This window comes from Paractinoplanes ovalisporus (assembly GCF_016834655.1).
GTDB lineage: Bacteria > Actinomycetota > Actinomycetes > Mycobacteriales > Micromonosporaceae > Actinoplanes > Actinoplanes ovalisporus.
The window spans coordinates 1,165,260-1,179,320 of sequence record NZ_JAENHP010000001.1 but is presented as its reverse complement, the minus strand read 5'-3'; the positions used below and the strand labels follow the sequence as shown (position 1 = coordinate 1,179,320).

The 14,061-nt window shown below is 72.6% G+C and carries 9 protein-coding genes; all 9 read left to right on the top strand.

Annotation, left to right across the window (positions count from 1 at the left end):
• The gene (locus tag JIG36_RS05365; protein WP_236045536.1) at nt 1–990 is read left to right on the top strand and encodes an ABC transporter permease; all 990 of its coding nucleotides are present in this window, start codon (nt 1–3) and stop codon (nt 988–990) included.
• A 248-nt stretch (nt 991–1,238) separates the two neighbouring features.
• On the top strand, nt 1,239–3,818 hold the full coding sequence (locus JIG36_RS51590) for a dipeptide/oligopeptide/nickel ABC transporter permease/ATP-binding protein (protein ID WP_307872575.1): 2,580 nt from the start codon (nt 1,239–1,241) through the stop codon (nt 3,816–3,818).
• On the top strand, nt 3,815–5,182 hold the full coding sequence (locus tag JIG36_RS05350) for a serine hydrolase domain-containing protein (protein ID WP_203374828.1): 1,368 nt from the start codon (nt 3,815–3,817) through the stop codon (nt 5,180–5,182). The genes JIG36_RS51590 and JIG36_RS05350 overlap by 4 nt, the downstream gene beginning before the upstream one ends.
• The gene (locus JIG36_RS05345) at nt 5,170–5,916 is read left to right on the top strand and encodes an ABC transporter ATP-binding protein (RefSeq protein WP_203374827.1); all 747 of its coding nucleotides are present in this window, start codon (nt 5,170–5,172) and stop codon (nt 5,914–5,916) included. Before JIG36_RS05350 ends, JIG36_RS05345 begins: the two co-directional genes overlap by 13 nt.
• A 24-nt stretch (nt 5,917–5,940) precedes the next feature.
• Nucleotides 5,941–7,548 (top strand): PucR family transcriptional regulator, encoded by a 1,608-nt coding sequence (locus tag JIG36_RS05340; protein ID WP_236045535.1) that lies wholly within the window; start codon nt 5,941–5,943, stop codon nt 7,546–7,548.
• A 125-nt stretch (nt 7,549–7,673) separates the two neighbouring features.
• Nucleotides 7,674–10,955: a serine hydrolase gene (locus JIG36_RS05335; protein ID WP_203374825.1), complete on the top strand. Its 3,282-nt coding sequence runs from the start codon at nt 7,674–7,676 to the stop codon at nt 10,953–10,955.
• Nucleotide 10,956: 1 nt separating this feature from the next.
• Entirely contained in the window at nt 10,957–12,051 is a 1,095-nt protein-coding gene (locus JIG36_RS05330) for a M20 family metallopeptidase (protein WP_203374824.1), read from the top strand.
• Complete coding sequence (locus tag JIG36_RS05325; RefSeq protein ID WP_203374823.1) at nt 12,048–12,887, top strand: GNAT family N-acetyltransferase; 840 nt, start codon at nt 12,048–12,050, stop codon at nt 12,885–12,887. The genes JIG36_RS05330 and JIG36_RS05325 overlap by 4 nt, the downstream gene beginning before the upstream one ends.
• Nucleotides 12,884–13,990, top strand: coding sequence for an o-succinylbenzoate synthase (gene menC / locus JIG36_RS05320; protein ID WP_203374822.1), 1,107 nt, complete (start codon nt 12,884–12,886; stop codon nt 13,988–13,990). Before JIG36_RS05325 ends, menC begins: the two co-directional genes overlap by 4 nt.
• The last annotated feature ends 71 nt before the right edge of the window (nt 13,991–14,061 follow it).

Here is a 14,061-nt window from a genome sequence, read left to right as displayed (position 1 = left end):
ATGACGGTCGCGGCGGTGTCCCCGAGGCTGACCGGCCTGGCCGACAACCCGTGGGTGCGGTTCGCGGTCCGCCGGGCCGGGCGGCTCGTCCTGAGCGTCTGGGTGCTGGTCACCGCCGCGTTCCTGATGATCCACGTGTTGCCCGGCGATCCCGTCCGGGCGGCCCTGGGCCCGACCGCTCCGGTCGCGCTGATCGAGCAGCGGCGCGAGCAGCTGGGGTTGAACGACCCGCTCTGGCTGCAGTACCTGCACTACCTCGGCCACCTGCTGACCGGCGACCTGGGCGTCTCGATGACCTCCGGTCTGCCGGTCCAGGAGGTGATCTCGGCCCGGCTCGGCTCCACGGTCGAGATGGCGCTGCTGGCGTTCGCGGTGGCGGTGGTCGTCTCGGTGCCGCTGGGCCTGCTGATGGCCGTGACGGCCCGCGACGGGCGGCGCCGGGGCGGGGACTGGGCCCTCACCTCGGCCGGCGTCGTGGTCGCGACCATCCCCGAATTCCTCATGGCGGTCGGGCTGGTGTTCGTGTTCAGCGTCCAGCTCGGATGGTTCCCGGTGGCCGGGCGGTCCGGCCCCGACTCGTACGTGCTGCCGGTCCTCTCGCTGGCCGTCGGCCCGGCCTTCATGCTGGCCCGGATCGTGCGGGTCGAGTTGCTGGCGGTGCTGCAGACCGACTACATCCGTACGGCCCGGGCCAAGCGCCTGCGCACCGGCGCGATCTATCTGCGGCACGCGTTGCCCAACGCGCTGACCGCCACGCTCACCATCGGCGGGCTGCTGCTCGGCGCGCTGGTGGCGGGCACGGTGCTGATCGAGAACATCTTCGCCTGGCCCGGACTGGGCGGCACGATCGTCCAGTCGATCCTGGCCAAGGACTATCCGACCGTGCAGGGCGTGGTGCTCGTCTATGGCATCGGCGTGCTGCTGATCAACCTGGTCGTGGACGTGGCGCTGGCGCTGCTCGATCCACGCTCGGCGATCCGGGAGAGCTGATGACAGCGGCAAACGGTGCTCCGGGCGAGCCGACGACGGCCGCGCCGAACAGGGGGCCGGACGCGTCGGTGGCTGCTGGGTCAAGCGGTGGGCCGGGCGGGCCGGCGGCGGCTGGGTCGAGCAGTGGGCCGGGCGTCGCGGTGGCGGCTGGATCAAGCGGTGGGCCGGGCGCGTCAACGGCTTCTGGGGCGAACGCTGGTCCGGGTGCGTCGGGAGCGAACGTCCGCGCGGCCCGGCGCTGGATCGGCGTGCTGTGCAGCCCGCTGGGCCTCACGGCCGCGGTGTTGCTGGCCGCGGTGGTGGTGCTGGCCGTAGTGGCTCCGCTGATCTGGCAGGGCCGGGCCGACGCCGTCCAGTCGGCCGAGATTCTGCAGGGACCGTCGTCGGCGCACCCGGTCGGCACCGACCTGCTGGGCCGCGACATTCTGGCCCGGGTGCTGGTCGCGACGCGGCTCTCGGTGGCGCTGGCGTTGCTGGCCACCGGCATCGGCGTGACCGTCGGGCTGCTGCTCGGCACCGCGCCCGTGCTGCTCGGCCGCCGCGTCGGCCGGTGGATCGGCGCGCTCATCAACATCGCCGTCGCCTTCCCGTCGCTGCTGCTGGCCCTGTTCTTCGCGGTGATCTTCGGGGTCGGCGCCAAGGGGGCGGTGCTGGCGATCGGCTTCGCCACCGCACCCGGATTCGCCCGGCTCACCCAGACCATGGCCGCGACCATCTCCGGCCGTGACTTCATCGCCGCCGCCCGGGTCGCCGGGATCGGCCGCATGCGCATCCTGATTCGGCACGTACTTCCCAACATCGCCGAGCCCCTGGTGGTCTCGGCGACGATGGCGGCCGGCACCGCGCTGTTGTCGTTCGCCAGCCTGTCCTTCCTCGGCCTGGGCGTGCAAGCGCCCAGCTACGACTGGGGACGGTTGCTCGGCGAAGGCCTGGCCCAGATCTATGTGCACCCGGCCGGCGCGCTGGCCGCCGGGGTGGCCGTGGTGCTGGCCGCGATGGCGTTCAACCTGGCCGGCGAGGCCGTGGCCCGGGCCATCGGCTTGCGCTCACCTGGTCACCGCCGGCGCGCCGAGGAGACGCCCGCCCCCGAGTCGCCAGCGACCGGACCGGAGCCCGAGGCTCCACTTCACCCGCTGCTAGCCGTGGAGAACTTGCGCGTCAGCTTTCCGTCCGGGGCCGGCGAGGTCACTCCGGTGCGTGGGGTCAGCCTGACCATGCGGCCAGGCGAGGCCATCGGCATCGTCGGCGAGAGCGGCTCCGGCAAGAGCCTGACGGCGCTCGCGATCGCCCAGCTGATCGAACGCCCCGGCCGAGTCCGGGCCGATCGCCTCGAGTTCCTGGGCACCGACCTGACCGACGAGGAGCGTCGCCCCGAGGGCAACAGGCGTGGGGCCGCCGCTGCCTCCGACTCGACGGCCGCACCGCAAAACGAACCTTCGTTCGATGGGGAGCGGGCGGCTGTCGTTGGCTCTGCCGGCGTTGGTTCAGTGGCCGGCCCGCAAAACGAATCTTCGTTCGGGCGAGAGCGCCACCTTGAGGGCGGCGATGGTGGGGCCGCTGCCGCCGACTCGGCGGTCGCATCGCAAAACGAACCTTCGTTCGGCCGAGAGCGCCAGCTTGAGGGCGGCGAGCGTGGGGCTGCTTCTGCCGACTCGCCGGTCGCATCGCAAAACGAACCTTCGTTCGATGGGGAGCGGGCTGCTGTCGTTGGTCCTGCTGGTACTGGTTCAGTGGCCGATCTGCAAAACGAACCTTCGTTCGGTCGGGAGCGGCCGGCTGCTGTTGGCTCTGCTGGCGTCGGTTCAGCGGCCGGTTCGCAAAACGAGTCCTCGTTCGGTGACGGGGGCGGGCGACGCGAGGGTGCGGGTTCGGGCCGTAGTGCGCGTCGGCGGCTGCTTGGGACCTCGTTGGCCATGGTGTTTCAGGATCCGATGACCTCGCTCAACCCGACGCATCGGGTGGGGCGGCAACTGGCCGAAGTGGTGCGGGAGCATCAGCGGGCCGACCGGCGTACGGCCTGGCGGCGGGCCGTTGACCGGCTGTCGGCTGTGCGGATCACCGACGCCGAGCGGCGTGCTCGGCAGTTGCCGCATGAGTTCTCGGGAGGTATGCGGCAGCGGGCGATGATCGGCATGGGAGTGATGGCCAACCCGAAGCTGATCATTGCCGACGAGCCGACGACCGCACTCGATGTGACGGTGCAGCGGCAGGTGTTGCAGTTGCTGGCCAACATTCGGGCCGCTGAGCAGGTCGGGCTGTTGTTCATCAGTCACGACGTCACCGTTGTCGGGCAGGTCTGCGATCGGGTTCTGGTGATGTATGCCGGTCGGGTTGTGGAGGATCTGCCGACCGGGGCGTTGCTGCACGATGCGCGGCATCCGTACACGCGGGCGCTGGTGGCGGCGGTCCCGGACATGACCACCGACCGGAGTCTGCCGCTCGCGGTGATTCCAGGGCGGCCGCCGGACCCGTACGACATGCCGGCCGGCTGCCCGTACGCCCCGCGCTGCCCGCTCGCCACCGATCAGTGTCGCTCGCACGATCCGGCGCTGACCTCGTACGCCGCCGGTCGTCGCGTCGCCTGCTGGCACGCCGACCTGGCCCCGGCCGCGGTCGCCGACAACCACACGGACGGGGAGCCGGAGAACCGCACGGACGAGGTGCTGGACGACAGCGTGGACGAGCAGACGGAGAGCCGCGTGGACGGGGCGCCAGAGAACCGCATGGACGAGGTGCCGGGGAACCGCACGGACGAGGTGCCGGACGACCGGATCGGCGAAGTGCCGGACGACCAGATTGCCGCACCCCTGGGAGGAGACAGATCATGACCACCGACAACGATCACTGGAACCGGCGTCTGGCCGAGATCGCCGAACGCCACGACGTGCCGGGGGCGACCCTCGGGATTTTGCACGGAGAAGAGCTGACCGAGGCCGCGTACGGGGTTCTGAACCTGCGCACCGGAGTCGAGACGACCACCGACTCGCTGTTCCAGATCGGCTCGATCAGCAAGGTGTGGACCGCCACGCTGGTCATGCAGCTTGTGGACGAGGGGAAGCTGCAGCTCGACGCCCCGCTGGTCGAGGTTCTGCCCGAGCTTCGTCTCAGCGACCCGGGCGTGACCGCCAAGGTCACCATGCGGCACCTGCTCACCCACACCAGCGGCATCGACGGCGACATCTTCACCGACACCGGCCGCGGCGACGACTGTCTCGAGAAGTACACGGCGGTGCTGGCCGACGCCGCCCAGAACCATCCGCTCGAGGCCACCTGGTCGTACTGCAACTCCGGCTTCTCGCTGGCCGGACGCGTGGTCGAGAAGCTGACCGGCGGCACCTGGGACGCGGCCGTCCGCGAGCGTCTGGTCACCCCGCTCGGGCTGGCCCACACCGTCACCCTGCCCGAGGAGGCGCTGCTGCACCGGGCCGCCGCCGGGCACATGACCCAGGAGGGCAAGCAGGTCGTGGCGCCCGTGTGGGGCATCCCGCGCTCGGCCGGGCCGGCCGGGTCGATCGTCTCGACCGCCGCCGACCTGCTCGCCTTCGCGCGGATGCATCTGGACGGCGGGGTGGCCGCCGACGGCAGCCGGGTGCTGAGCGCCGATAGCGCCGCCGCGATGGCCGAGCACCAGGTCGAGCTGCCGGACAAGCACACGCTGGGCGACTCGTGGGGGCTGGGCTGGGAGCGGGCCGACTGGGACGGGCACCGCCTGATCGGCCACGACGGCAACACCATCGGGCAGGCCGCGTTCCTGCGCATCCTGCCCGAGCGGGGGATCGCGGTGGCGCTGCTGACCAACGGGGGCAACGGCGCGAAGCTCTACGAGGAGCTGTACCGGGAGATCTTCGACGAGCTGGCCGGCGTTCCCGTCCCGCACCCGCTCGGACCGCCGGCCACCCCGGTCGACGTCGACCCCACGCCGTTCGTCGGGGTCTACGAGCGGGCCAGCATCCGCCAGGAGATGAGCGTGGGCGACGACGGACCGGTCATGCGGTTCAGCATCACCGGGCCGCTGGCCGAGGTGCTGCAGGAGAAGCCGGTCGACTACAGGATGGTCGCGGTCGAGCCGAACCTGTTCGTCTGTCAGGACCCGGCGACCGGCAACTGGGTGCCGGCCACCTTCTACGAGCTGCCCACCGGCGAGAAGTACGTGCACTTCGGCGCCCGGGCCACCCCGCGATGCGCGAGCTGACCTTCGAGGACGTGACCGTGCGCTTCGGCTCGCGCCGGCTGGGCACGGTCGCGGTCGACGGTGTGAACCTGGTCGTGCCGGCCGGGCAGGTCGTCGGGCTGGTCGGTGAGAGCGGATCGGGCAAGTCGACGCTGGCCCGGGCCGCGGTCGGCCTGGCCCCGCTCACCGGCGGCCGGATCCGGCTGGACGGCCGGCCCGTGCAGGCGTTCAAGAACCGGCCGTTACAGATGATCTTCCAGGACCCGTACTCGGCCCTCGACCCGCGGATGAGCATCGGCGCCTCGATCGCGGAGGCGATGCCGCGCGGCGAGCCCGACCGGCGGGCCGAAGTGGGCCGGCTGCTGGAGCTGGTCGGGCTGTCGGCGGACCGGGCCGGCGCCCGCCCGGACGAGCTCTCCGGCGGCCAGCGGCAGCGGGTCGCGCTGGCCCGCGCCCTGGCCGGGCGGCCCGAGGTGATCGTGGCCGACGAGATCACCTCGGCGCTCGACGTGTCGATCCAGGGCGCGGTGCTCAACGTCGTCCGTGACCTGCAGCGCGAGCTGCGGCTGACGATGCTGTTCATCTCGCACAACCTGGCCGTGGTGCGCTACGTCAGCGACATCGTCGCGGTGATGCGCCACGGCCGGATCGTCGAGTACGGCCCGGTCGAGCAGGTGCTCATGGACCCGCAGCACGAATACACGCGCGAGCTGCTGGAAGCCGTCCCACGGCCCGGCATGCCGCTCGGGAACTGACCGATGCCACTAGGCTCCGGTGGCATGACCCAGCTGCCGCGCGCCAGCCTCGGGCGGGTCCTCGACGACCTCGGGGCCACGCTGCTCGACCTGGTGCACGGCGAGGTCCGCTCGACCGAGCCGATCGCCGGGATCGCCATCCACGACCCGTACGACGAACCGCATCTGCCCTCGCCCGCCCTCGTGCTCGGCGTGGGCCTGCGCGAGCCGGGCGAGATCGCGGCGCTGCTGCGGGCGCTGGGGGAGCAGGGCGCGGCCGGGCTGATCGTCCGGGCCCCGGTTCCGGCCGGCGACGATCTGCGGAAGGCGGCCGAGGAATCGGGCGTGGCGCTGCTGGCGCTGACCCGCGGCGCTTCCTGGGCCCAGCTGGCCGCGCTGCTGCGTTCGATGCTCAGCCAGGGCGATGTCGGGGACGCCGGCGACGAGATGCTCGGCGGCATGCCCTCGGGAGACCTGTTCGCGCTGGCCAACGCCGTGGCCGCGCTGGTCGACGCGCCGGTCACGATCGAAGACCCGGACTCGCGCGTGCTGGCCTTCTCGGGCCGCCAGGAGGAGGCCGACGAGTCGCGGGTCGAGACGATCCTCGGCCGTCAGGTGCCCGAACGCTACGCCCGCCTGCTGTCTCGGGCCGGGGTGCATCGCGATCTGCACCGCAGCGCCGATCCGGTGTTCGTGACCCCACCGCCGAGCGCGCCCGGCGACTTCTCGGTGCCACGGGTCGCCGTGGCCGTCCGGGCCGGGGACGAGTTCCTGGGCTCGATCTGGGCCGCCGTGCACGAGCCGCTGACCCCCGACCGGTCCCGCGCCTTCAGCGACGCCGCCAAGCTGGTCGCGCTGCACATGCTGCGGTTGCGCGCGGGCGCCGATGTCGAGCGCCGATTGCGTACGGAGTTGGTCGGCACCGCACTGGAGGGCGGCACCGGGGCCCGCGACTCCCTGGCCCGTCTCGGCCTGGCCGACCAGACCCTGGTCGTGCTCGCCCTGACGCCGGCCGAGCCGGAGGGCGCAGCCGACCGTTCCGGGCTGGCCGCCGACCGGCAACGCCTCACCGACGCGCTCGCGATGCACCTCAGCGCCGTGCACGCCGCGAGCGCGGTGGCCCTGCTCGGCGACGTCGCCTACGGGCTGCTGCCGGTGGCCACGTCGGAACGGGCCGTCCGGGTCGCCACCGAGTTCCTGGACCGGGTCGGCGACCGCGTGCCGGCCGTGATCGGGGTGGGCCCGACCGCGACCTCGGTGGCCCAGCTGGCCGTCGCGCGGGCCGATGCCGACCGCGCGCTGCGGGTGCTGCGCGCCGGGTGCGGGCTGCGGGTCGCGCGGCTGGGTGACGTCTATACCAAGGCGATGGTGCTCGACGTGCGCGATCTGGTCGCCGCCCGTGGTGACGAGCCGAGCGGGCCGCTCGCGAAGCTGCTCGCCTACGACGCCGAGCACAACGCCAACCTGGTCGAGACGTTCGCCGCGTGGCTGGACGCGTTCGGCGACGCGGTGGCCGCGGCGGCCGCCCTGCACGTGCACCCCAACACGTTCCGCTACCGGCTGCGCCGCCTGGCCGAGGTGGGCGAGATCGACCTGGCCGACCCCGAGGCCCGCTTCGGCGCGATGCTGCAGCTACGGGTGTTCTCGGCGTAGCGCGCGGTCGGACTCGGCGTAGCGGACGAGTCGAGGGGCCCCGACTCGTTCGGCCGCACCATGACACGGGTACCCGGTTACCGGCAGGCTTCGCGCTAAGACCCGCGAGGCGAGGGGGAACAACCGTGGCACGTCGTGCGCAGATCGAGGACCTGGTGTCGGTGGCGGCGCCCGAACAACCCGCGCTGAGCCCGGACGGCGGCCGGATCGCGTACGTGCTGCGCGCCGCCGACCAGAAGGCCGACCGGGTCACCCGCGAGATCTGGCTGGCCGGCCCGGACGGCTCCGGCGCCCGCCGCCTGACCCGCGGCCCGGCCGACACCTCACCGGCCTGGTCGCCCGACGGCCGGCAGATCGCGTTCCTGCGCGGCGGCGCCGGCCCGGCCCAGCTGTGGCTGCTGCCCGCCGACGGCGGTGAGGCCGAGCCGGTCACCGACCTCCCGCTGGGCGCCGGCGCCCCGATGTTCAGCCCCGACGGCACCAGAATCGCCTTCTCCGCCCCGGTCTCGGTGACCGGCGCCGAGAAGAGCGCCCCGATCGTCACCGCCCGCCTCGACTATCAGGCCGACGGTTCGGGCTGGCTGCGCGACCTCCGTACGCACCTGTTCGTGCTGGATCTGAAGACCCGCGAATGCCGCCAGGTGACCGAGGGGGACTGGCACGCGGGCGCCCCGGCCTGGTCGCCCGACTCGACCCGGCTGGCCTTCGCGGCCGCGACCGCCGAGGACGCCGACCTGATCCTGCGGGCGCCGGTGCACGTTCTCGACGTCACCGACCCCAAGGCGCGGCCGGTGGTGGCCGGGCTCGCCGACGGGCTCGCCGGTGCGGTCGTGTGGACCCCGCCGGGCGACGCGCTGCTGGTCGTCGGCACCATGGGCGCCCCGGTCGGGCACGCCGGCCTGCTCTATGTCCCGCTCGACGGCGGCCCGGTGCGCATCCTCGCCGACAGCCTCGACCGCAACGTCATGCCGGGCGGTCCGGCCTACCCCGGCGCGGTGCCACGGTTCGCTGCCGACGGCCGTACGGTCCTTTTCTGCGTACGGGACCGGGGTTGCTCGCACCTCTACGCCGTGCCGATCGACGGGGGCGCACCCCGGGCCGTCGTGGCCGGGGCCGGACGCGTGGTGTCGGGGCTGTCCATCGCCGGGGACACCGCGGCCATCGCGCTCGCGACTCCCACCTCGTACGGGGAAATCGTCACCGTCGACGTGGTGACCGGCGTCGAAACCGTGCGCACGACTCATGGATCGGTCTTCGGCGACGTCGAGCTGTTCGCCCGCGAGGAGCGTGAGTTCACCATCTCGGACGGCACCGTCGTGCACGGCTGGCTGATCCGCGACCCCGAGGTCACCGGCCCGCGGCCGTTGCTGCTGGACATCCACGGCGGCCCGCACAACGCGTGGAACGGCGCCGCCGACGACGTCCACCTCTACCACCAGGAACTGGCCGCCGACGGCTGGAACGTGCTGCTGCTCAACCCGCGCGCCAGCGACGGCTACGGCGAACGGTTCTTCACGGCCGCCCTCGGCGCGTGGGGCGAGGCCGACGCCCGCGACTTCCTCGAGCCGCTCGACCAGCTGGTCGCCGACGGGGTCGCCGATCCGGACAAGCTGGCGGTGGCCGGCTACAGCTACGGCGGCTACATGACCTGCTATCTCACCGCCATCGACGGACGGTTCGCGGCCGCGGTCACCGGGGGCGTGGTCAGCGACCTGACCAGCATGGCTGGCACCTCGGACGACGGGCACCTGCTGGCCGCGATCGAGCTCGGCGGCCGGCCGTGGGAGGTGCCCGAGCGCTACGCCGCGATGTCACCGCTGACCCGGGTCACCGAGGTCACCACCCCCACCCTGATCATCCAGGGCGACTCGGACCTGCGCTGCCCGGTCGGCCAGGCCCAGCAGTGGCACACCGCGCTGCGCGAGCGGGGCGTGCCGTCCGAGCTGGTGCTCTATCCGGGCGGTTCGCACCTGCTGATCGTCGAGGGGCCGCCCTCGCAGCGCCTCGACTTCAACCGGCGCATCGCCGAATGGGTGCGCCGCCACACCAGCGCCGGCCGCAAGCCGCTGGACGCCGGGCACTGGCAGCGCCGCCTCGACGTGCTCGCCAAGCGCCACGGCCTGCCCGGGGCGGTCCTCGGCATCTCGCGCGGCGACGAGCTGGTCGAGGCCGCGTACGGAATGGTCAATGTGGACACCGGCGTCGAGGCCACCACCGACTCGGTGTTCCAGATCGGCTCGATCAGCAAGGTCTGGACGGCCACGCTCGTGCAGCAGCTCGTCGACGAGGGCAAGCTCGAACTGGACGCCCCGATCGCCGACGTGCTGCCCGAGCTGACCCTGTCCGACCCGGGCGTCGCGGCCAAGGTGACCATGCGGCACCTGCTGACCCACACCAGCGGCATCGACGGCGACGTCTTCACCGACACCGGCCGCGGCGACGACTGCCTGGAGAAGTACGTCGACGGCCTGCGCGACGTGACCCAGAACCACCCGCTCGGCGCCACCTGGTCGTACTGCAACTCCGGTTTCTCGCTGGCCGGGCGGGTGGTCGAGAAGCTGACCGGCGGCACCTGGGACGCCGCCCTGCGCGAGCGGATCAGCACCCCGCTCGGCCTGCGCCGCACCGGAACCCTGCCCGAGGAGGCGCTGCTGCACCGGGCCGCCACCGGTCACCTGCCCGGTCCGAAGGTCGCCGCGGTCTGGACGCTGCCCCGGGCGCTCGGCCCGGCCGGGCTCATCACCGCCACCGCGGCCGACCTGCTGGCCTTCGCCCGCCTGCACCTCGCCGGCGGCCTGGCCCCGGACGGCACCCGGCTGCTCAGCGAGGCCGGCGCGGCCGAGATGACCGCCGAACAGGTCGAGTTGCCCGAGAAGTACACGCTGGGCGACTCGTGGGGGCTGGGCTGGATCCGCTTCGGCTGGGACGGCCACCGGCTGATCGGCCACGACGGCAACACCATCGGCCAGTCGGCGTTCCTGCGGATCCTGCCCGAGCAGGACCTCGCCGTCACCCTGCTGACCAACGGCGAGGGCGCCCGCGACCTCTACCAGGACCTGTTCGCCGAGATCTTCGCCGAGGTGGCCGGGGTGACGATGCCGCGGCCGCTCACCCCGCCCGCGACGCCGGTCGAGGTCGACATCACCGAGCACCTGGGCACCTACGAGCGGGCCAGCATCCAGATCGAGGTCCTCGAGGGCGCGGTTCTGCGGATGACCACCACCGGGCCGCTGGCCGAGCTCACCCCGGAACCGGTGCACGAGCTGGAGATGGTGGCGGTCAAGGACGACCTTTTCCTCGTACGCCTTCCCGAAAGCAGTTCCTGGGTGCCGGTGTTCTTCTACCGGCTGCCCACCGGCGAACGCTATGTGCACCTGGGTGTGCGGGCGACCCCGAAGGTGGCGTGAGATGGACCTGTCCGCGATGCTGGCCGACCTGCGGGAGCTGGTGACCTGCGAATCACCCTCGGACGACCGGGCCGCCGTGGCCCGCAGCGCCGAGGTGCTGGCCGGGGTCGGCCGCCGGCGGCTGGGCGTGGAACCCGAGCGGATCGTCCTCGACGGGCGTACCCATTTGCGGTGGCGCTTCGGTTCCGGCCCGCCCCGGGCGCTGTTGCTGGGCCACCATGACACGGTGTGGCCGATCGGATCGCTGGAACAGAACCCGTACGCGGTGGATGACGGGATCGCGCGCGGGCCGGGCTGCTTCGACATGAAGGCCGGTGTGGTGCAGGCCCTGCACGCGGTGGCCGCGCTGCCCGACCGGGACGGCGTGAGCGTGCTGATCACCGGCGACGAGGAGCTCGGTTCGCCGTCGTCGCGCGAGCTGATCGAGAAGGAGGCCGCCGGGTGCGCGGCCGCCCTGGTGCTGGAGGCCTCGGCCGACGGGGGTGCCCTCAAGACCGAGCGCAAAGGCGTTTCCCTCTATCGCGTACGGGTTCTGGGCCGTGCCTCGCACGCCGGGCTCGAACCGGAGGCCGGCGTGAACTCCACAGTGGAGCTGGCTCACCAGGTTCTCGCCGTGCAGGCCCTGGGCGACCCCGCGCTCGGCACGACGGTGGTGCCGACCCGGATGACCGCGGGCACCACCACCAACACCGTTCCGGCGGCGGGGGAGTTCGCCGTCGACGTCCGCGCCCGCACGGTCGCCGAGCAGGAACGGGTCGACGCGGCGCTGCACGCGCTGACCCCGGTGGTGCCGGGCGCGCGAATCGTGATCGAGGGTGGCCCGAACCGGCCGCCGCTGGAAGCCACGGCCTCGGCGGAGTTGTTCGCGCGGGCGGTGGCGATCGCCGGACGGCTGGAGTTGCCGCCGCTGGCCCGGGCCGCCGTGGGCGGCGCCTCGGACGGCAACTTCACCGCGGGCGTCGGCACCCCCACCCTGGACGGGCTCGGGGCGGTCGGCGGTGGCGCGCACGCGGCCGGCGAACACGTGGTGGTCGCGGAGATGCCGCGCCGCGCCGCGCTGGTCGCGGAGCTGCTGCAGGAGGTGATCCGCCGATGAGCGATCTGCTGAGTCCGGCCACCGCGGCCAAGTCAGCGGCCGAGGCGGCCGGGGTCGAGGTGCGGATCCTCACCGAGCTGGCCGAGCTGCACGACGTGTGCCGGCTGTTCGACTCGATCTGGCAGTCCGACCCGGCCGACCCGCCGGTGACCCGGGACCTGCTGCGCGCGATGAGCAAGGCCGGCAACTACGTGGCGGGCGCGTTCGACCGTACGGGCATGATCGGGGCCTGCATCGCCTTCTTCGGCCCGCCCGAGCGCCGCGAGATGCACAGCCACATCGCCGGGGTCACACGCGCGGCGCGGGGCCGCAGCGTCGGCGGGGCGATCAAGCTGCACCAGCGGGCGTGGGCGCTGCGCCAGGGCGTGACCACGATCAGCTGGACCTTCGACCCGCTGGTGGGCCGCAACGCGTACTTCAACCTGGTCAAGCTGGGCGGCGAGCCGGTGCAGTACCTGCCGCACTTCTACGGCCCGATGAGCGACGGCATCAACAGCGCCGACGACACCGACCGGCTGCTGCTGCGCTGGGACCTGGCGTCGCCGCGGGTCGACCTGGCCGTGCAGGGGCTGGCCTCGCCCGTGGACGTGACCGGGGCAGCCTTCGCGCTGGAACGCACTCCCGACGGTGAACCGGCTCCGCGCCCGGCCGACACGCGGACCGTGCTGGTCGCGGTGCCGGCCGACATCGAGACGCTCCGCCGGGAGGATCCCGCCTGCGCCCGGCGATGGCGATTGGCCGTACGGGAAACGCTTGCTCCTCTCATCGACGGCGGGGCGCGGGTGACCGGATTCGATCGGGCCGGCTGGTATGTGGTGGAGAGGCAGGGTTCATGAAACTCAGCGGGATCGAGATGCGCCGGATCCGGATGCCGTTGGTGGCGCCGTTCCGCACCTCGTTCGGCACCGAGACCGAGCGTGACGTGCTGCTGCTGCGGGCGGTCACCGACGAGGCCGAGGGCTGGGGCGAATGTGTCGCGATGAGCGATCCGCTCTACTCCAGCGAATATGTGGAGGCGGCGGCCGATGTGTTGCGCCGCTACCTGATCCCCGCACTCGCGGCGGTCGAGCCGGCGTCGGCCATCGATGTTGCCCCGGCGCTGCACAAGTTCAAGGGCCACCGGATGGCCAAGGCGGCGCTGGAGACCGCGGTGCTCGACGCCGAACTGCGCGCGGCCGGCCGCAGCTTCGCCCGCGAGCTCGGGGCCACCGCCGACCGGGTGCCCTGCGGGGTGTCGGTCGGCATCATGGACTCGATTCCCCAACTGCTCGACGCGGTCGACGGCTATCTGGCCCAGGGGTACGTCCGGATCAAGCTGAAGATCGAGCCGGGCTGGGACGTCGAGCCGGTCCGGGCGGTCCGCGAGCGCTTCGGCGACGACGTTCTGCTGCAGGTGGACGCGAACACGGCGTACACGGTCGGGCAGGCGCCGCTGCTGGCCGCGCTCGACCCGTTCGGCCTGCTGCTGATCGAACAGCCCCTCGACGAGGAGGACGTGCTCGGCCACGTCGAGCTGTCTCGCCGCGTGCGCACCCCGATCTGCCTGGACGAGTCGATCGTGTCGGCCCGGGCCGCGGCGGACGCGATCCGGCTCGGCGCGTGCAGCATCATCAACGTCAAGCCGGGCCGGGTCGGCGGCTATCTGGAGGCGCGCCGCATCCACGACGTGTGCGTGGCCAACGGCATCCCGGTCTGGTGCGGGGGCATGCTCGAGACGGGGCTGGGGCGGGCGGCCAATGTCGCGCTGGCCGCGCTGCCCGGTTTCACGCTGCCGGGGGATACGTCGGCTTCGGACCGCTATTTCCGTACGGACGTGACCGTGCCGTTCGTGCTGGAGAACGGTCACCTGCCCGTTCCGTCCGGGCCCGGCCTCGGTGTGGAGCCGTTGCCCGAGGTGCTGGCCGAGATCACCACCAGCACGGAGTGGGTGCCGCTGTAGCTCCGGCGCGCCTTTTTCCCGGCGCCTTTTTGACGCCGCGCGCTTCCGAAGAAATCCCGCCTTGCGTGCAA

What these genes read in the sequence shown, in the direction of transcription:
- JIG36_RS05365 (WP_236045536.1), top strand. Translation starts at nt 1, where the DNA reads ATGACGGTCGCGGCGGTGTCCCCGAGGCTGACCGGCCTGGCCGACAAC.
- JIG36_RS05325 (WP_203374823.1), top strand. Translation starts at nt 12,048, where the DNA reads ATGAGCGATCTGCTGAGTCCGGCCACCGCGGCCAAGTCAGCGGCCGAG.
- JIG36_RS05350 (WP_203374828.1), top strand. Translation starts at nt 3,815, where the DNA reads ATGACCACCGACAACGATCACTGGAACCGGCGTCTGGCCGAGATCGCC.
- JIG36_RS05330 (WP_203374824.1), top strand. Translation starts at nt 10,957, where the DNA reads ATGGACCTGTCCGCGATGCTGGCCGACCTGCGGGAGCTGGTGACCTGC.
- JIG36_RS05340 (WP_236045535.1), top strand. Translation starts at nt 5,941, where the DNA reads ATGACCCAGCTGCCGCGCGCCAGCCTCGGGCGGGTCCTCGACGACCTC.
- JIG36_RS05345 (WP_203374827.1), top strand. Translation starts at nt 5,170, where the DNA reads ATGCGCGAGCTGACCTTCGAGGACGTGACCGTGCGCTTCGGCTCGCGC.
- menC (WP_203374822.1), top strand. Translation starts at nt 12,884, where the DNA reads ATGAAACTCAGCGGGATCGAGATGCGCCGGATCCGGATGCCGTTGGTG.